The 18,523-nt window shown below is 41.8% G+C and carries 16 protein-coding genes and 1 tRNA gene; 3 read left to right on the top strand and 14 right to left on the bottom strand.

Annotated elements, in window-relative coordinates:
- Positions 1-104 precede the first annotated feature (104 nt).
- The 14 genes from SORDD27_RS01600 to SORDD27_RS01535 form a co-directional block, all read right to left on the bottom strand.
- The gene (locus SORDD27_RS01600; protein ID WP_061426961.1) at positions 105-890 is read right to left on the bottom strand and encodes an ABC transporter permease; all 786 of its coding nucleotides are present in this window, start codon (positions 888-890) and stop codon (positions 105-107) included.
- 1 nt (position 891) lies between these two features.
- Positions 892-1,710, bottom strand: coding sequence for an ABC transporter permease (locus tag SORDD27_RS01595; RefSeq protein WP_061426959.1), 819 nt, complete (start codon positions 1,708-1,710; stop codon positions 892-894).
- Between the two features lies 1 nt (position 1,711).
- Complete coding sequence (locus SORDD27_RS01590) at positions 1,712-2,704, bottom strand: ABC transporter ATP-binding protein (RefSeq protein WP_061426957.1); 993 nt, start codon at positions 2,702-2,704, stop codon at positions 1,712-1,714.
- A gap of 361 nt (positions 2,705-3,065) precedes the next feature.
- Complete coding sequence (locus tag SORDD27_RS01585; RefSeq protein ID WP_061428033.1) at positions 3,066-3,998, bottom strand: alpha/beta fold hydrolase; 933 nt, start codon at positions 3,996-3,998, stop codon at positions 3,066-3,068.
- Between the two features lie 129 nt (positions 3,999-4,127).
- Positions 4,128-5,009, bottom strand: coding sequence for a class II fructose-bisphosphate aldolase (locus SORDD27_RS01580; protein WP_001018995.1), 882 nt, complete (start codon positions 5,007-5,009; stop codon positions 4,128-4,130).
- A gap of 139 nt (positions 5,010-5,148) precedes the next feature.
- The gene (gene vncS / locus SORDD27_RS01575) at positions 5,149-6,477 is read right to left on the bottom strand and encodes a sensor histidine kinase VncS (protein WP_061426956.1); all 1,329 of its coding nucleotides are present in this window, start codon (positions 6,475-6,477) and stop codon (positions 5,149-5,151) included.
- Positions 6,474-7,130 carry a response regulator transcription factor VncR gene (gene vncR / locus SORDD27_RS01570; protein ID WP_049477940.1) on the bottom strand — a complete coding sequence of 219 codons (657 nt, stop codon included), beginning with the start codon at positions 7,128-7,130 and terminating at the stop codon, positions 6,474-6,476. Before vncR ends, vncS begins: the two co-directional genes overlap by 4 nt.
- A gap of 140 nt (positions 7,131-7,270) precedes the next feature.
- Positions 7,271-8,650: an ABC transporter permease subunit Vex3 gene (vex3, locus tag SORDD27_RS01565; protein ID WP_061426954.1), complete on the bottom strand. Its 1,380-nt coding sequence runs from the start codon at positions 8,648-8,650 to the stop codon at positions 7,271-7,273.
- Positions 8,651-8,700: 50 nt separating this feature from the next.
- The gene (vex2, locus tag SORDD27_RS01560; protein ID WP_000173735.1) at positions 8,701-9,348 is read right to left on the bottom strand and encodes an ABC transporter ATP-binding subunit Vex2; all 648 of its coding nucleotides are present in this window, start codon (positions 9,346-9,348) and stop codon (positions 8,701-8,703) included.
- Positions 9,349-9,360: 12 nt separating this feature from the next.
- Entirely contained in the window at positions 9,361-10,638 is a 1,278-nt protein-coding gene (locus SORDD27_RS01555) for an ABC transporter permease (RefSeq protein WP_061426952.1), read from the bottom strand.
- A 393-nt stretch (positions 10,639-11,031) separates the two neighbouring features.
- Positions 11,032-11,117, bottom strand: a tRNA-Leu gene (locus SORDD27_RS01550).
- A gap of 80 nt (positions 11,118-11,197) precedes the next feature.
- Positions 11,198-11,773 carry a cysteine hydrolase family protein gene (locus SORDD27_RS01545; RefSeq protein WP_007520431.1) on the bottom strand — a complete coding sequence of 192 codons (576 nt, stop codon included), beginning with the start codon at positions 11,771-11,773 and terminating at the stop codon, positions 11,198-11,200.
- On the bottom strand, positions 11,773-12,561 hold the full coding sequence (gene codY / locus SORDD27_RS01540) for a GTP-sensing pleiotropic transcriptional regulator CodY (RefSeq protein ID WP_000940725.1): 789 nt from the start codon (positions 12,559-12,561) through the stop codon (positions 11,773-11,775). Before codY ends, SORDD27_RS01545 begins: the two co-directional genes overlap by 1 nt.
- A 282-nt stretch (positions 12,562-12,843) precedes the next feature.
- Positions 12,844-14,421: a degradosome RNA helicase CshA gene (locus SORDD27_RS01535; protein WP_049479576.1), complete on the bottom strand. Its 1,578-nt coding sequence runs from the start codon at positions 14,419-14,421 to the stop codon at positions 12,844-12,846.
- A 349-nt stretch (positions 14,422-14,770) separates the two neighbouring features.
- On the opposite strand from SORDD27_RS01535, the gene SORDD27_RS01530 reads away from it, so the two are divergent.
- The 3 genes from SORDD27_RS01530 (at position 14,771) to gatD (ending at position 18,416) form a co-directional block, all read left to right on the top strand.
- Entirely contained in the window at positions 14,771-16,087 is a 1,317-nt protein-coding gene (locus SORDD27_RS01530; protein WP_061426950.1) for an FAD-containing oxidoreductase, read from the top strand.
- A 203-nt stretch (positions 16,088-16,290) separates the two neighbouring features.
- Complete coding sequence (murT, locus tag SORDD27_RS01525; protein WP_061426948.1) at positions 16,291-17,634, top strand: lipid II isoglutaminyl synthase subunit MurT; 1,344 nt, start codon at positions 16,291-16,293, stop codon at positions 17,632-17,634.
- Positions 17,634-18,416 carry a lipid II isoglutaminyl synthase subunit GatD gene (gatD, locus tag SORDD27_RS01520; protein ID WP_061426946.1) on the top strand — a complete coding sequence of 261 codons (783 nt, stop codon included), beginning with the start codon at positions 17,634-17,636 and terminating at the stop codon, positions 18,414-18,416. Before murT ends, gatD begins: the two co-directional genes overlap by 1 nt.
- Positions 18,417-18,523 lie beyond the last annotated feature (107 nt).

The following is an 18,523-nucleotide window of genomic DNA, read 5'->3' as shown; positions in this document are numbered from 1 at the left end:
ATGGATACAACTTATGCCTCAATAAATATGCAAAAACAACCGCTATAATTTTCAACGGTTGTTTGTAACATATTTAATTTTTAAATCTCATTCTATTTTATCTCTTACGAACCGGCACTTTCGTAGGCATCCAAGCCCCTATCCCAGAGTTTCAAAGAAATGACAAAGAAGACAAGAGAAATCACAATCAACCCACCAATGTTAAAGAGCCCGTCTTTGTCCTGCAAGAAATAGCTGGCAGGATAGTAGGCCGTAAAGGCGAAAGGCACGATAAAGCTAATCAACCAACGAAGGAGCGAATTGTAAATGGAAATCGGATACTTGGCAAAGTCATTAAACATATAAAAAATGTAAATCATGGCTCCTGACTGCTTGGTCCAAAAAGCGATGCTGGCAGTCGCGATTTTCAAGGAAGTATAGATCAAGGTCGCAAAAGGAATGCAGACTAGAAAAATCAGGAACTTTGGAAGATTCCAAGCAATACTAGATACCGTTGTAGCTAGCAGAATACCTCCGACCAAAAGTTCACCCAAGGCATCAATCTGAAAGGTCTCAACCAGAATGTGAAAAAGAGGATTGATAGGACGCGTCAGGTACTTGTCAAACTCTCCTTTTCGCACCAAACGTTGCCCCAGAGCCCAGAGATTGTCAAAAAAGAGATGATCTAATCCCTTTGGAATTAAGGAAAATCCATAAATAAAGGCAATCTCTTGAAAGGTCCAACCTTCTAGCGAGGGGATGTGTTGAAAGAGTACATTAAGAAACAAGAGGTTCAGGCCTTGAGTCAGAAAGACTCCCAACACACCTACCACAAAATCCACCTTGTATTCCATGATTTGCTTGATGTATTGTCTGATAAAAATCAGATGCATGCGTTGATATTTTTTCATACTAACCTCCCTGAATAGTGATGAATGACTGGACTCGTTTCCAAATCAACTGAGACAAACCTACCATCACTATGAGCCAGAAGAACTGTAGCAAGAGTGCTTGAAGAATCTGACTGGCATCGTATTTCCCAACGATAATCATAACCGGGGTATAAATTAAAGATGAAAAAGGCAAGAAGGATAAAATATCTGAAATAACCTTTGGAAAGAAAGCCAAGGGAATCAGACTTCCAGACATAAATGCCACTATTGAAGTCTTGAGGAGATTGGAACCCCATAAATTTTTAAATACAAAGGCTGAAAATCCAAAGCAAATATTAAAGAAAAAGTTAATCAGATAAGCCAGCGTCAAGCTAAAAAGATAAAGTACAGTTAGGCCCAGCACTTCTACAATCCCTTGCCCCGATAAGATTTTCATCAAGACAATCACACTCAAGAAAGGAAGCCCGACGCTGACAAAAATCAACCACTTGGAGCCAAGCTCCGTAAAGAGGTAAGAAGCTGCAAAATGCACTGGTCTCAACAAACGCATGATAATGGAACCATCCTTGACCTCCTCACCAATCATAAAGGAAGAATCCGACCTAGTCAGAAGATTAGTCACAAAACTCATAATGATGTAGAGGGTGATATTTGCCATACTAAAACCCTGAATCAAAGACTCTTGCGAAGAATCAAAGACAGCCTTCCAGAGATAAAAAGCGACAAAAGCCCCCATGACATCGCCAATCCGATAGAGAATAAAGTTGACTCGATAGGTGATCAACTCCTGAACACCTGCATTGATAAAGGGTTTATAACGTCTCCACAATTTGACCATCTTAGAGCTCCTTTCGATAGAAGCGACGGATAATATCCTCAATATCCGTATCCACCATCTTCAAATCACGGATTTCAAAATCAGACAGGGTTTGCTTAATAATATCAGCCGACTGGTAGCGGGAACTATCAAATTCAATGTTGAGGCTATTTCCTTGTCTATCAATGGTCATATCAGGTAGGCCTTCATAGTGAGAGACGAGATGACTTTGCCCTGGCACCAGTTCAAAGGAAAGAGTCTTCATCTTTCCAAAGGTCTCCTTGAGCTGACTCACCGTTCCATCAAAAATCTCCTGCCCCTTGTCAATCATAAAAATCCGATCACAAAGTTGCTCAATATCACTCAAGTCGTGAGTGGTCAAGAGAATAGTCGTCTCTTCCTCCTGATTGATTTGGGTAATGGCCCGACGAATGTTATCCTTGACCGAAACATCCAAGCCAATGGTCGGCTCATCTAAAAAGAGAACCTTAGGATTGTGGAGCAAGGAAGCCGCAATGTCCGCCCGCATCCGTTGGCCAAGTGAAAGAGTCCGCACGGGGTCCTTGATAAATTCCTTCAAATCCAAAACCTCATTCAAAAAGTCCATGCGCTTGTGAAAGAGCGAGTCCGGCACATCGTATATCTCTTTCAAAACCGTGTAGGTCTCTTGCAGAGCCAAATCCCACCACAGCTGGGTGCGTTGTCCAAAGACCACACCAATATCCTTAACATAATCCTGACGATTGTCCTGCGGAATCTTGCCGTTAATCCGACAAAAACCAGATGTCGGTTTTAAAATCCCTGTCAGCATTTTGATGGTTGTCGACTTCCCAGCACCATTGGCTCCGATAAAGCCTAAAATCTGGCCCTTTGGTACCTCGAAGGTCAAATCCTTGACCGCTTCAAAAGTCTGCTTTTCAGGATGAATAAAGGAGCGCAAAGCCCCCTTTAATCCAGGTTCCTTTACTGTCTTCACAAAATTTTTCTGAAGATGTTCCACTTCTATCATTGCCATAAATCTCTCCCTATCGCAAGGAATTGCAACATTATATTTTTGACTACAAATATCTAAATCCTTACTTTCTACACCTTCTCAATATTATTACAGAAGGCTTTATACCAACCTATTATAGTCCAATAAAAACTAGAATGCAAGCGTTTGCCTACAGATTATGAAATTAGAGATTTCACTCTTAAAATCATACTTTTAAACAAAAATTCTGGTTTGATATTTTCCTTAAAACACCAAAAAAATCTGCCCAATGGGCAGGTTTTTGGTAAGAAAAAGAATTTTTTTAATCGAAAAAATTCACGATTCTACTGTTAATTCTTCAGCATTTAATTATTGGCATCAATCCAAATAGATTTATAACCCCTCAATTATTCTCTAAAAATTCTTTAATGCGAGAAACAATAGCATCGCTTTGATAATGATAGAGGTCGTGAGGCGCATCCATATAGACGACTTGAACATTAGACTGGTCGCTTGCAAATCTCTCTGCATAACGTTGCCATTCTGATTGGCTAAAACTAGTACCTTCACCGTTAGACACCAGTAATAAGGTGGGAATTTTCGGATTGATGCTAGAAGTAACTTTCTTGGCATTTTCCTTTACCGTTTGGGATTCATGAAGCATGGCTTGTGACATCAACTGCTTATAAGCTAGAAGTTTATATTGTTTTCGTTCATTTTCGGTCAAAGTTTGATTTTTTATATAAAAGGACTCAGGGAAGTAGCGTAATAAGCCAATATTGCTGCTCCAATATGCTACAGTGAGTAAGGTCTGATTTTGCTTTAAATTCTCATAACTTGATGGCAATGCCCAATCTAAACCAATCAAAGCTTTCACTTCATCAGGAAACTTCTCCTGCCAAGCCAGACTCTCTAAACTAGCCATGGAATGAGACAGAATGATAAACGGCCCTGTGATATTTGCTTGCGAAAGAGCTTGGCGAGTCTCAGACAAAACCTCCATCACATCTCTTGAATGATTGCTATCATCACTATAACCATATCCCGCTCGCTCCACGATGACTACCTTATACCGTTTCGATAAGGATTCCGATACATTTTTAAAGTCCAATATGGGAGAAGCAATACCAGCACCTGAGAGAACTACTATAGTCTCAGGTCCATCCCCTTCAACGTAAATATTTATTTGATGTCCATTGACAAGAACTTGTTGTCCCATAGGTGATAGTGAGGCTTCTTCCTTTTCCAAACTGATACGGTGAAAGATGAATGTAGCGAGTAAAAACAAAAGAATGAAACTATGAATGCCAAGAAACCATTTTTTCAGTATTTTCATAGCATTATTGTACAAAAAATAGAACCTTTTAGCAACTTAAGATTGGTTCTTCTACAGTATATTCGCTATATATCCAGACACAAAAAAACCCACCCAATGGGCAGGTTTCATCTGTATTGTTCAGCTAGATTAAGCTTTACCTTCTGAACCGAATACGTCGATACGTTCTTCAACTGATGCTTGGATAGCTTTTACACCGTCAGCCAAGAATTTACGTGGGTCGAAGAGTTTCTTCTTGTCGTATTCTGCTTCGTTTGCTTCGTAGTCACGAGCAAATTTACGAGTTGCGTTAGCGAATGCGATTTGGCATTCAGTGTTAACGTTAACTTTCGCAACACCAAGTTTGATAGCTGCTTGGATTTGGTCATCAGGAATACCTGAACCACCGTGCAATACGATTGGGAAGCCTGGAAGAGCTTCTGTCAATTTCTTCAAGTGGTCAAGGTCAAGACCTTCCCAGTTTGCTGGGTAAGGACCGTGGATGTTACCGATACCAGCTGCCAAGAAGTCAATACCAGTTGCAACCATTGCTTTAGCGTCTTCGATTGGAGCCAATTCACCTTTACCGATGATACCGTCTTCTTCACCACCGATAGTACCAACTTCAGCTTCTACTGAGATACCTTTAGCGTGTGCTTTTTCAACAACGTCTTTAGCCAATTTAAGGTTTTCTTCAACTGGAAGGTGTGAACCATCAAACATGATTGAAGTGTAACCAACTTCGATACACTCAAGTGCATCTTCGTAGTGACCGTGGTCAAGGTGGATAGCTACTGGTACAGTGATACCCATTGACTCAACAAGGTTAGCGATCAAGTTGCGAGCAACTTTGTAACCACCCATGTATTTAGCAGCACCCATTGAAGTTTGGATCAAAACTGGAGCTTTTTTAGCTTCTGCTGCACGCAAGATAGCTTGAGTCCACTCAAGGTTGTTTGTGTTAAATCCACCAACTGCATAACCGTTGTCACGAGCTGCTTGGACAAATTTTTCTGCTGAAACGATTGCCATTTGTCAGGCCTCCTATATATTTTTTGGGACATCCCATTTACATTGTTCATTTTATCACTTTTTGATAAAAAAAGCTAGTTTTTCCCATACTTTAGATTGAATTTCTTCCAACCCAATCAATGTAAACCCTTTCTTCTCCTTAGTTCTGAGTAACTTTGGGATAACGTATGAAGAAGGTCAAACGATCATCTTGCATCTCAAAATGATAAGGTAATTTCTCGTGTTCTAATAAACTTTTGACCACAAAGAGTCCCATTCCTGAACCCTTGGCCTTGCGACTAGCATTTTCAGAAAAAGACTGGGCCAGTTTTTCTTGTTCTTCAGGACTACAGCTATTCTCGATAAAGAGTTCTCCTTCTCTCTCGCCAATGCGGACCAGGCCACCTGAAGTAGAGTGCTTGATAGCATTGCTGATGAGATTCGATAGGATTAGTTTCATGACAGATGGGTTTATGTAAGCCTGCTGATGGGTTAAGCTAATGTCTACCTGAAGTTCTCTCTCCTTGGCGAGCAAAGCATAATCCTTGACCAGACTTTGCGTCATCTGAAGGAGGTCAACCTCTTCTTTCTCCTCTCGAATTTCCTGCACAGAAGAGAGAGACAATATCTGGAGAACGTGGTGACTGAGGTCATCCACAATCTCCAAGGCAACTCCAAGATAATGGTCTCTATCCTTATAACGACCGATATTTTCTTTCATATTTTCGATTAGGATTTTGAGACTAGCCAGAGGGGTTTTCAGTTCATGAGAGGCCCCTCGTAGGAACTCAACCTTCATCTTCTCCAGCTGAAGAATAGCTTCATTCTTGTCATGCAAGTCCTCAATAACAGTCAAAAGGTGCTGGTAAAGGCTATTGATTTGTTCCTTGAGATCGCCTATCTCATCCTTAGAGTCCACGCGCAATCGCACTTGAGCATCCAGGTCCATCATCCTACGGGTCACCCGCTTGATTTCCAAAATCGGGGCAACAATGGTCCGAGCGTAGATGTAGGCCACCAAGAGGGAAATTAGAAAGGATGCCAACAAGGTATAGGGAAGAAATTGGAGACTGATCTGCTCTGCTTCCTTTTGCAAGTCCATGGACGCTAAAAACTGGAGAGTCATTGTACTACCATCTTGCGTTTTCACCTCACGCTCCTCAATAAAGAGGGAAGTGGTCTGGCGGTCCGTATCTAGAGGAAGGTTGTCCTTGACTTCTAACTTGTCCTCGGTCATCTCTCCCTTGACAGCTCCTTTGATATCACTGGTCTGGGAATACAAGTCCAACACTTGCTCAATACTTTGCCTATCCTTTCCGTCTAGGGACTGGGCAATGGCTGTCGCTTTCTGACCAATGGTTTCCTGACGGTGGCTTAGATAAGTAGAGGGAAAGAGAAAATAAATGGCTAAATGAAGACAAATAACCAGAACACTAAAAATCGAGAAGGTATAGATAAAAATCTTTGTAAATAAACCTGTTCGTTTCATTTTCTCTCCAATTTATAACCAACATTGCGCACAGTGAGGATGCAATCCAAGTCTAGCTTTTTCCGCAGTTCCTTGATATAGACATCAATGACACGGTCAAAGGGAACCTCATCTGTCGCCTTCCAGACCGCATCAATTATCTGAGAACGGGTCAAGGCCCGTCCTTCATTTTTCACCAGATAGTCCAGAATTTCCAACTCCTTGGCATTGATAGCCACTTCTTGACCTGCTAGGCTTGCACTGTAACTCTCAAAGTCCACCTTGGTATCTTTATAGGAGAAGATTCTTCCTGTATCGTAGTAGCGCTTGAAAATTGCATCCACCCTCACTTTTAAGAGAGACAAGGAGAAGGGTTTTTCCAGATAGCCGTCTGCCAGAGAGGCGAAGGCGCTCATCTTGTATTCCTCATCCTGAAAGGCGGTCAACATCAAGACAGGAACCTGACTGGTCTTACGAATCTCCGCTAGAACTTCTAGGCCATTAAGCTTGGGCATCTGGATATCCAGTAAAACCAGGGCTACTTCATAGCTGGAAAATTTTTCCAGAGCTTCCTGACCGTCTGCTGCCTCAATGGTTTCATAACCACAATCCGTCAAATAGTCACTGATCCCCTCACGGATCATCTCCTCATCTTCTACAATTAAAATTTTCATAGAAAAACGTTTCACATTCCTTTAAATTTCTTGTAAATCTCTCTATTTCATCCTGATAGGAAGAATCCTTATCAAGATAAAATAGATAAAAATGCTACCTATATTATACCCCATTTAGGGGAGAATAGGTAGCAAGTTTTTTATTCGCTATCGAGCAAGAGCTCTTTTGGTTGTTTTCTAAGGAGATTGCTTGAGGCAAGCGCCATAACGAGAACCACTAGAACCAAGGCAAGGACAAAGACGATGATGAAGTCTGATGTCTGAATGGAAATGTCTAGGCTTGACAAGGTCTTGCTAAAGCCGTCTACTTCTGCACCACCACCAAGGTTAGAGGCTTGAGCAGCCTTGCTGGCTTGCTTGGCAACACCTGAAGTGACATTGGCAAGAACAGTATTTCCTATTGCACGGGCTGTGTAGTTGGCTAGGAAGTAAGCAGAAACGAGAGCAGGGATGGCAATCAAGATAGATTCGGTAATGAATTGCCCCAAGATACTTGCCTGCTTGAGACCGATAGAGAGGAGGATTCCTACTTCCTTGCGACGGGCATTGATCCAAAGACTGAGCAAGAGGGCAAGGAGAAGAACTGAGAAGCTCAAGCTACCCCAGAAGAGGAGGTTGGCCATCTTGTACATACCAGAGATGGATTGCTCTAGAGCTGGGTAGTTAGAGGAGCTCTTCACAAGTGTGTAGCTCTTCCAGTTGATACCACTGATACCATTCAACTCTTTCATGACGTCATCCAAGTTCTTGTCTGCTGTTACAAAGAAGGTTGCGTCCCCATAAATAGCTGTGTCTTCTGTGTATCCATAAAGTTTTGCAGCTGTGTGAATGTCTGTGATAGCTGTATTTTCATAGAGTTCTTGTGAGTAGGTTACTGCTGACTTATTGTGACCATCAAATAGTCCCTTGATTGTCACTTCAACTGTTTCCTTGGCACCTTTTTCATTGTCTGCATCATAGACATTAGAGTCCAATTTGACCTTATCTCCGACTTTCCAACCGTGTTTAGCTGCCAAGTCCTTGTGCATGAGGATCTTGTCCTTGTCGTCGTTGGTTAGGTGCTCACCTTCGACCAGTTTGTAAGAACCAGAGACAAACTTATCTTCTTTCGAGGAGTCATTGACACCTGTAATCATCAAACTGCTGCCAAACCGTTTGGCACGGTCTGCAGTGAGATTTTTCTTGGTTTCTGGCGTTTCGATGAGTTCATATCCAGTCAAATCTCCGATGGCGTTGATGCGTTTAACATAAGACTCGATGGCCTTATTTTCGGTGATTTTTTTGATATCCTCACCCTTGATATTCCCAGAACCACGTGGCGTTCCTTGATTGACGCGACGATTGATTTGCATGGAGAAGCTATTGGTGATATTTTTAAAGGTCTCCTGAGAAGCCTTGGCAGTAGCTCCCTTGATCGACAAACCGACCAAACTCAAGCTCGCCATGAGGAGAATAATCAGGAAGATAACAATCGATTTGAAAAACTTCCTTGTAACATAGGCAAATGCGTTGTGTAACATAGGTTCCCTTTCTAGATTTGATTTCATAATGCTATCAAAACAAGCTCATCTTATTTTGTAGTATTGCGAGTTTCAGTTAGTTTCTTATCCTTTAATTCAAGTGTAATATCTGACGCTTGTGCCACTTCTTTACTGTGGGTGACGACGATCACACATTTACCTGTTTTCTCGGCAAGTGATTTGAGCAGTTCGATAATATCTCCAGCAGTTTTAGGGTCCAGATTTCCTGTTGGCTCATCAGCTAGAATAACTGGAGCTTCTGAGACTAAACTGCGAGCGATGGCTACACGTTGCTGTTGACCACCTGATAACTGGAGAACGTTCCGCTTGATCTGACTTTCATCCAAACCAAGCTCAAGAAGTGTATCCTTGCTTGCTTTTTTGTTGACCAAGCGGATATTTTCCAGCGGAGAAAGATAATCTATCAAGTTATAATTTTGAAAGACCAGGGAAATATGGTGCATGCGATGGTAAGAATACCCCTTATTCCGAATGTCCTCTCCTTGGAAAAGGATAGAACCTTCAACAGGACTATCTAGACCAGCCAGTAGAGACAAGAGAGTGGATTTTCCTGCTCCTGACTCACCAATGATACTATAAAATTTTCCGGGTTCAAAATTATACTTGATCTGATATAAAACTGCTTCAGCAGTGTTCTTATAACGGTAGGTAACATCTTGCAATTGTAATAAAGTCATGATTTCTCCTTCTTAACTAATAGATGATAAAATTTCTTTAGGCGATTTTCTAAATAGAAATACGAAACAAAGGGCTACAGACAAGCAACCAATCAGGAGCAGAAAGACATAGGATTCTGCAAAGGATAGGAGACTGGTTGATAGACCACTTGCTTTGGCCAGCGTGTCTTGTAAGCTTGCCTGATCTCCACTGGCTAGTACAGTTTGGAGTAGATAGGATGTGATGGCATTTCCTGCAACAAATGCTGGAAGCAAAGCTCCAAGAGATACCAAAACTACCTCTAAACAGAACTGGAGGAAGATTGAGCTCTTGCTTTTTCCAAGTGCGAGTAGAATCCCCACTTCGTAGACCCTTTCTCTCAACCAGAGGGACAAGACCAAAATTAAGGCTCCAGCTCCAGCTATCAACATCCCATAAAGGAAGATGGTCAGGAAGGTTTGGAAGGTTGCCACTGAGTCTTTGATTTGTTCAAAGGCCTTGTTTTCCTTCTCAACTTGGTAACCTTGACTTTCCAAAGCCAAGCTTTCCACCTGCTTCATGAGTCCGTCCATTTCCTTAGGATTTTCTACATAGAAGCGCGCTGCACTGACTTGAGCTTCACTATTTCCCAGAAGGGTTTGGCTACTTTCATAGTCTGTAAAGACTTGGTTTTCACTGAAGTCGGAAGATAAGCCTGTAAATTTCTCTTGTTTTTTACCAGAAAAGATGCCGACAATTTCAAACTCTACTGTTTGCCCCTTTCCAGCTTCGGACTGACCAGCATCCAAGCGAATCTTGTCGTGAAGCGAAAGACCGTTCTTCTTGGCCAACTCTTCGTGGATAAGGATTTTCTTGGAATCCCCTTTTTGAAGGTGTCGCCCTTCTTTTAGATTGAAAGCCGAACTGGTAAAGGTGACATCCTTGGATGAATCCTCAAGAGCCGTTAAGCTAACCAAGTTCTTGTCTGCAGCTGACAAATCATCACGTTCTACGCTCTGCTCACCACTCACCGCTTCCTTGTCTTTCAGTTTTGCGACCGTCTCAAGTTCAGGAGAGACATTTTCCAGTCCCTTAATCTTGCTCACGGATGCTAGGTCAGACAACTTGAAGGTCTGTCCATTTTCTATCTTTTTGATAGAAAAAGATGTATTGAGTGATTTGTAAAGATTGCTTTCTACTGTTTTGTTGGACTTCATCAGAGTCAAACAGGCTGAAATTCCTGCTAAAAGGACAAATAAAATCAGAAATAAAATAAAACTTCTCAGTCGTTTTCTGCTGACATAAGCCCAAGCTCTTTGGATTGGATTCATTTGTCACCTCCATATTTGTAAGACTATTATAAAATCCAAATATGAAATGTTTATGAAATCGAAAATTTTTTTGATTTATTTTTTGAAAAAACAAAAAAGCTAGCAAACTCTAACCTTCCTTCTTATATAAGGAGAACTAGTACCAATCAAAAATCTACTTCATTTTAAAAATGATAATCACGTCTTTCTGATTAGTATTTTTCCATTTCCTAAGTTCTTCATTTTCTGACTAGTTTTTGAGGATATTCTTGATAGAATGAATTGGAAAACTCAGTTTAAATGTTCTGATACAATGAACAGTTCTTGATACCAATATTTTTCGATATAGGAAACGTAGCCTCTAGTCTTCTTTGTAAAAACAAAAAGAGCTAGCCAAAGCTAACTCTTACCCTATGCGGAGAGAGGGACTTGAACCCTCACGACCTAAAGCGGTCACAGGATCCTTAGTCCTGCGCGTCTGCCAATTCCGCCATCCCCGCGTCGATTACTTTACTAGTATATCAACTTTCAAAATCTTTGTCAACACTTTTTTCAGATTTTTTTCATTTTTCCAACAGGCTTATAGTTCAATTTCAGCAAGGTTTTCATCCAGTAATTTTGCTCCCAATGTGTTCTTAAAATGCCCAAGAGCAAACTGATGATTTTCTGGCCAAATAGAAGCAACCGCAGGCTTGACAATCTCGATTTGATAACCTAAATTATAGGCATCAATAGCCGTATGAAGGACGCAAATGTCAGTCAATACACCGGTCAAAATGACCGTATCTACCCGACGTTCCCGCAAACGGATATCTAAGTCCGTTCCTGAAAATGCTGAATAGTGACGTTTGTCCATCCAAAAGACGCGACTATCCGCCTCATGCTCAGCATAAAAGTCAGCTAGGGGGCCATAAAGGTTACGACCGCTAGTTCCGATGATGTTGTGTGGTGGAAAGAGCTTGCTTTCTGGGTGGAATGTATCCTTCTCCTCATGAGCATCAATTGTGAAAAAGACATAGTCTCCACGATCAAAAGCTAATCTGGTTGCCTGATCAATGGCTTTTGATATTGCTTGAGCGGGTGCGCCAGCAGTTAGCTTTCCATGGTCTGCTACGAAATCCTCTGTATAGTCAATCGAGATTAAAGCTTTTGCCATTAGTAGTCCCTCTTTTTCACTTCCTCAAAAATATCACCAATTAGAACTTTGAGATAAGTCCCCTTCATTCCTAATGAGCGACTCTCAATGATTCCTGCCGACTCTAGCTTGCGGAGAGCATTGACGATTACTGAGCGCGTGATACCGATACGATCTGCAATGACAGATGCAGTCAATTGTCCTTCATTTCCATCCAACTCAGCTAGAATAGCTGAAACGGCACGAAGTTCTGAATAGGAAAGGGTGTTGACTGCCATGGTTACAGCAGTACGACGGCGAATATTTTTCTCATCTTCTTCACGTTGGAAGTTCAAGAGTTGAATCCCTACAACCGTGCTCGCAATCTCGACAAGGATCAAATCTTCATCTTCAAACTTCTTATCATTGCGCCAAATGATCAACGAACCTAGGCGAATCCCTGATACATGAATCGGAGCGATGGTCGTCAAACCATCTGGAAAGTCCGCACGGCTCTCCACAGGGAAAATGGTCAAATCGTGTTCAACAGGAAGATTTGCTTCAGTGTCGTAAATCATGTTTGCCCCTTGTACATAGACCTCAGGGAAGGTTTTAGTTTGGAAGAACTGTTCAACACGGTCATTATTGGTCTTATAACGCATAAAGTAGCCTAAGAGACGTCCCTTGTTATTCACAATACAAGCGTTACAATCAATAATATCTGCTAACTGACGTGTGATCGCATTGTAAGGAAGTTCATCTTGGAGTTGCTCCTCAGAGCGCTTTAGAATAGACGTGATTTTTCTTGTTTTTTCTAATAAATGTGCCATTTTTTACCTCGCATATAATCGCTTCCATTATAACATAGAAAAGTCTTTATTTCAATAATTATCTGAAAATTGCTTATTTAATTGCAATTTTGAACAGCAAAAATATTTTAGAAAAAAAGCGATTTTTTTATTGACATCCTATTTTGTTTTTGATATTATAACATTATAAGAAGATGACATGATAAATCCCTTTCCGTTTCACCTATCCTTTACTATCACCATCTTCTTTTACTATCGGTCTCCTTATATATAAAAGCGATTCACTCTGTGAATCGCTTTTTTCTATTTGTCTCCTTTGTTACGAATAACAAAGCCGGTCTTCTTTTCGCTTGAAGTGTTGCGAGGTTTTTTATTGTCTTTATTACGGTAACGTCTGTCTTTATCAAAACGATCGTTCCCACGACTGCCTTTTTTGAAATCATCACGGCGACCATTGCCGCGGCGATCACGGTCTCGACGGTCGTCCCCACGACGGCCTCCACGACCTCCCTTACCTTTGCCACCGAATCCATTACCTGATGGTTTAAATGGCAGTGGTTTTTCACGCGCAATCTCCACTTCAGGAAGGCTGTCTGGATCTTGGACTGTCAGACTCAAGATATACATAGCCAATTCTTCTGGACTAAATTCTGCAGCTAACTTACGAGCATCTTTAGCAAATTTCTCAAAGTTCCCACGAATAGTTTCATCCGCAAAATCACGTTCGATTTTCTTGAGAGCTACTTGTTTCTTAGCTTGGAAGGCTTCTTCTGCTGTCGCTGGTTTCAAGCCTTTCATGCGTTTCTTAGTCAAGTTTTCGATGATTTGAAGGTAGCCCATTTCATTTGGTGCTACGAAAGTAATAGATTGACCTGACTTACCAGCACGACCTGTACGGCCGATACGGTGAACGTAACTTTCAGGATCTTGTGGAATATCGTAGTTGTAGACATGGGTCACACCTGAGATATCCAAACCACGTGCTGCCACGTCAGTCGCAACTAGAACATCAAGATTCCCATTTTTAAAATCACGAAGGACACGAAGACGTTTATTTTGGTCTAAGTCACCATGAATTCCTTCAGCACGGAAGCCACGAATTTTAAGTCCACGAGTCAATTCATCTACACGGCGTTTGGTACGACCAAATACGATAGCAAGTTCTGGTTGTTCCACATCCATGAGACGTGTCATAGTATCAAATTTCTCTTGTTCCTTGACACGGATATAGTACTGATCCACTAGCTCTGTTGTCAATTCCTTGGCAGCAATCTTCACATGCTCTGGGTCTTTCATAAACTGAACACCGATACGTTTGATAGCATCTGGCATGGTTGCTGAAAAGAGCAAGGTTTGACGATTTTCAGGGACACGGGAAATGATGGCTTCAATGTCTTCAAGGAAGCCCATGTTGAGCATTTCATCCGCTTCGTCAAGAATCAGAGTTTCAATATCTTGTAATTTCAAGGCCTTCCGTTTAATCAAGTCCAAGAGACGGCCTGGTGTTCCTACCACGATGTGGGCACCCGATTTAAGAGCTTTGATTTGTTTTTCAATGCTGGAACCACCGTAAACTGAGCGAACTTTCACTCCTTTGCTACGGCCAAAGCGGAACAGTTCTTCTTGGCTTTGGACAGCGAGTTCACGAGTTGGAGCGATAACCAGGGCTTGGATGGTCGCTTCTTCTGTACGGATTTTTTCAAGGGTTGGCAAGCCAAAGGCTGCAGTTTTTCCTGTACCTGTCTGAGCTTGACCGATAACGTCTTTTCCTTCGAGAGCCAAGGGAATGGTCTGTTCTTGGATGGGACTGGCTTCTACAAATCCAGCTTTTTCAATCTCTGCTAGCAATTCAGCAGACAAGTTAAATTCATTAAATTTCACGTTATTCTTCTTTCTAAAGGTGGTGCGAAGCCACCCTATAGGGCTTTAGTTTATACTTTTCTTTTCATGACGTATCTTCTACAAAAAAGAGATACCATGTTGCTTCTTTTCCACGAAAGAAAAGTACTAGTTTCTTTGCAACCTATCTAGTATAACACAAGAGGGAAGCAAAAGATAGTAGAATCCTTTAGGAAAATCATGTAAACGATTTTTTAACAGTAAAGTGGCCTGAAACTTCTTTTTCAAAGGATTTGAAGGGACCATTTCAAGCTCACTTCATTTCCCGTAGCAGAATTGTGCAAAAGTTTTTTTCTTGTGCTAGAATGAAATGCGAATAGGAGGACTATAAATGTTAACTTATGATTTAATCGTTATCGGATTTGGTAAAGCTGGTAAAACACTAGCTGGTAAATTGGCTTCAGCTGGTAAAAAAGTTGCCCTTATCGAACGTAGTAAGGCTATGTACGGTGGAACTTGTATCAACATTGGTTGTATCCCAACTAAAACTTTGCTAGTTGCTGCTGAGAAAGATTTGTCTTTTGAAGAAGTCATTGCTACCAAAAATACTATCATTAGTCGCCTCAATGGTAAAAACTATGCGACTGTTGCTGGTACAGGTGTGGATATCTTTGATGCGGAAGCTCACTTCCTTTCAAACAAAGTCATCGAAATCCAAGCTGGTGATGAAAAACAAGAACTGACTGCTGAAACTATCGTTATCAATACCGGTGCCGTTTCAAACGTCTTGCCAATCCCTGGACTTGCTACAAGTAAGAATGTCTTTGACTCGACTGGTATTCAAAACTTGGACAAATTGCCTGAAAAACTTGGTGTCCTTGGTGGTGGAAATATCGGTCTTGAATTTGCAGGTCTTTACAACAAACTTGGAAGCAAAGTTACAGTCCTAGATGCCTTGGATACTTTCCTACCTCGTGCAGAACCTTCCATCGCAGCTCTTGCTAAACAGTACATGGAAGAAGACGGTATTGAATTGCTTCAAAACATCCGTACTACCGAAATCAAAAACGACGGTGATCAAGTCCTTGTCGTAACTGAAAACGAAACTTACCGTTTCGATGCCCTTCTCTACGCAACTGGACGTAAACCAAACGTCGAACCACTTCAACTTGAGAATACCGATATTGAACTAACAGAGCGTGGTGCTATCAAAGTAGACAAGCATTGTCAAACAAACGTTCCTGGTGTTTTTGCAGTCGGAGACGTCAACGGTGGACCTCAATTTACCTACATTTCACTTGATGACTTCCGCGTTGTCTACAGCTACCTTGCTGGAGATGGTAGCTACACTCTTGAAGACCGTCTCAATGTACCAAACACCATGTTCATCACACCTGCACTTTCTCAAGTTGGCTTGACTGAAAGCCAAGCAGCAGATTTGAAACTTCCATATGCAGTGAAGGAAATCCCTGTTGCAGCAATGCCTCGCGGTCACGTAAATGGAGACCTTCGTGGAGCCTTCAAATCTGTTGTCAATACTGAAACAAAAGAAATTCTTGGAGCAAGTATCTTCTCAGAAGGTTCTCAAGAAATCATCAACATCATCACTGTTGCAATGGACAACAAGATTCCTTACACTTACTTCACAAAACAAATCTTCACTCACCCAACCTTGGCTGAGAACTTGAATGACTTGTTTGCGATTTAAGTTGAGTTTAATCGTATCCAACAGCCCTCGTCGGGCTGTTTTTGTTTCTGCGAAATCTCATACTCTTCGAAAATCAAATTCAAACTACGTCAGCTTCACCTTGCCGTACTCAAGTACAGCCTGCGGCTAGCTTCCTAGTTTGCTCTTTGATTTTCATTGAGTATCAAATCTGTCTTTTCCCTCTTTTATGATATAATAGAAACATGAAATTAAAAACTACTTTGGGCCTTCTTGCTGGGCGTTCTTCCCACTTCGTTTTAAGCCGTCTTGGCCGTGGAAGTACGCTCCCAGGAAAACTCGCCCTTCAATTTGATAAAGATATTTTACAAAATTTAGCTAAGAACTACGAGATTGTCGTGGTCACTGGAACCAACGGGAAAACCCTGACAACTGCTCTCACTGTCGGCATTTTAAAAGAGGTCTATGGTCAGGTTCTGACCAATCCTAGCGGTGCCAATATGATTACAGGGATTGCAACAACCTTCTTGACGGCCAAATCCTCTAAAACTGGGAAAAACATTGCCGTTCTAGAAATTGACGAGGCCAGTCTATCTCGTATCTGTGACTATATCCATCCTAGCCTTTTTGTGATCACTAATATTTTCCGTGACCAGATGGACCGCTATGGTGAGATTTACACGACTTATAACATGATTTTGGATGCCATCCGTAAGGTGCCTACGGCTACTGTTCTCCTCAATGGTGACAGTCCGCTTTTCTACAAGCCAGCTATTCCAAATCCTGTACAGTATTTTGGTTTTGACTTGGAAAAAGGGCCAGCCCAACTGGCTCACTACAATACCGAAGGGATTCTCTGCCCTAACTGTCAAGGCATCCTCAAATATGAGCACAATACCTATGCTAACTTGGGGGCCTATATCTGTGAAAATTGTGGTTGCAAACGTCCTGACTTGGACTACCGTCTGACAGAATTGGTTGAATTGACTAACAATCGCTCTCGCTTTGTCATTGACGGACAAGAATACGGAATCCAAATCGGTGGGCTCTACAATATCTACAATGCCCTTGCTGCGGTCGCTATTGCCCGTTTCCTCGGTGCCGATTCACAACTCATCAAGCAGGGATTTGACAAAAGCCGTGCTGTCTTTGGACGCCAGGAAACCTTCCATATCGGTGATAAGGAATGCACCCTTGTCTTGATTAAAAATCCAGTCGGTGCAACTCAGGCTATCGAGATGATCAAACTAGCGCCTTATCCATTTAGCCTATCTGTCCTTCTCAACGCCAACTATGCTGATGGGATTGATACTAGCTGGATCTGGGATGCTGACTTTGAACAAATCACTGACATGGACATTCCTGAAATCAACGCTGGTGGTGTTCGTCATTCTGAAATCGCACGTCGTCTACGAGTGACAGGCTATCCAGCTGAGAAAATCACTGAAACAAGCAATCTGGAACAAGTTCTCAAAACCATTGAGAACCAAGATTGTAAACATGCCTATATCCTGGCTACCTATACTGCTATGCTGGAATTCCGTGAACTACTGGCTAGTCGTCAGATTGTTAGAAAGGAGATGAACTAATGGTTTATACTTCACTTTCCTCAAAAGCTGGCAACTACCCTTATCAGCTCAACATTGCCCACCTCTATGGAAACCTCATGAATACCTACGGGGACAACGGCAATATCCTCATGCTCAAGTATGTTGCTGAAAAACTGGGAGCTCATGTAACAGTTGACATCGTTTCTCTCCATGATGACTTTGATGAAAATCACTACGACATCGCCTTTTTCGGTGGCGGTCAAGACTTTGAACAAAGCATCATCGCAGGAGACCTACCTGCTAAAAAAGAAAGCATTGACAACTACATCCAAAAGGACGGTGTGGTTCTAGCTATCTGCGGTGGTTTCCAACTATTGGGGCAATATTATGTTGAGGCTTCAGGAAAACGCATCGAAGGGCTAGGAGTCATGGGCCACTACACACTCAACCAGACCAATAACCGTTTTATCGGTGACATCAAGATTCATAATGACGAATTCGATGAAACCTACTATGGATTTGAAAATCACCAAGGTCGAACCTTCCTCTCAGATGACCAAAAACCACTGGGACAGGTTATCTATGGAAATGGAAACAACGAAGAAAAGGTCGGCGAAGGGGTTCATTACAAGAATGTCTTTGGTTCCTACTTCCACGGACCTATCCTCTCTCGTAATGCCAATCTGGCTTATCGCCTAATCACTACTGCACTCAAGAAAAAATATGGACAGGACATCCAACTCCCTGCCTATGAGGACATTCTCAGCCAAGAAATCGCTGAAGAATACAGCGACGTCAAAAGCAAGGCTGACTTTTCTTAAACTAAGGAAAACTAGACCAAAGAACTCCGCTATCTTGCCGGAGTTCTTTTTGCCTGTTCTTTTACCCTTCCCCCTTCGTCATTTCTTCTCATTTTTTGTTCCAAACT

Origin of the sequence: Streptococcus oralis (assembly GCF_001579025.1) — a bacterium.
GTDB classification, from domain to species: Bacteria; Bacillota; Bacilli; order Lactobacillales; family Streptococcaceae; genus Streptococcus; species Streptococcus oralis_X.
Note: the sequence above shows the minus strand (reverse complement) of the source record. Positions and strands in the feature narration are given on the sequence as shown.

Coding starts and splice junctions, on each gene's coding strand:
- SORDD27_RS01600 (WP_061426961.1), bottom strand. CDS start 890: ATGAAAAAATATCAACGCATGCATCTGATTTTTATCAGACAATACATC.
- SORDD27_RS01595 (WP_061426959.1), bottom strand. CDS start 1,710: ATGGTCAAATTGTGGAGACGTTATAAACCCTTTATCAATGCAGGTGTT.
- SORDD27_RS01590 (WP_061426957.1), bottom strand. CDS start 2,704: ATGGCAATGATAGAAGTGGAACATCTTCAGAAAAATTTTGTGAAGACA.
- SORDD27_RS01585 (WP_061428033.1), bottom strand. CDS start 3,998: ATGAAAATACTGAAAAAATGGTTTCTTGGCATTCATAGTTTCATTCTT.
- SORDD27_RS01580 (WP_001018995.1), bottom strand. CDS start 5,009: ATGGCAATCGTTTCAGCAGAAAAATTTGTCCAAGCAGCTCGTGACAAC.
- vncS (WP_061426956.1), bottom strand. CDS start 6,477: ATGAAACGAACAGGTTTATTTACAAAGATTTTTATCTATACCTTCTCG.
- vncR (WP_049477940.1), bottom strand. CDS start 7,130: ATGAAAATTTTAATTGTAGAAGATGAGGAGATGATCCGTGAGGGGATC.
- vex3 (WP_061426954.1), bottom strand. CDS start 8,650: ATGTTACACAACGCATTTGCCTATGTTACAAGGAAGTTTTTCAAATCG.
- vex2 (WP_000173735.1), bottom strand. CDS start 9,348: ATGACTTTATTACAATTGCAAGATGTTACCTACCGTTATAAGAACACT.
- SORDD27_RS01555 (WP_061426952.1), bottom strand. CDS start 10,638: ATGAATCCAATCCAAAGAGCTTGGGCTTATGTCAGCAGAAAACGACTG.
- SORDD27_RS01545 (WP_007520431.1), bottom strand. CDS start 11,773: ATGGCAAAAGCTTTAATCTCGATTGACTATACAGAGGATTTCGTAGCA.
- codY (WP_000940725.1), bottom strand. CDS start 12,561: ATGGCACATTTATTAGAAAAAACAAGAAAAATCACGTCTATTCTAAAG.
- SORDD27_RS01530 (WP_061426950.1), top strand. CDS start 14,771: ATGTTAACTTATGATTTAATCGTTATCGGATTTGGTAAAGCTGGTAAA.
- murT (WP_061426948.1), top strand. CDS start 16,291: ATGAAATTAAAAACTACTTTGGGCCTTCTTGCTGGGCGTTCTTCCCAC.
- gatD (WP_061426946.1), top strand. CDS start 17,634: ATGGTTTATACTTCACTTTCCTCAAAAGCTGGCAACTACCCTTATCAG.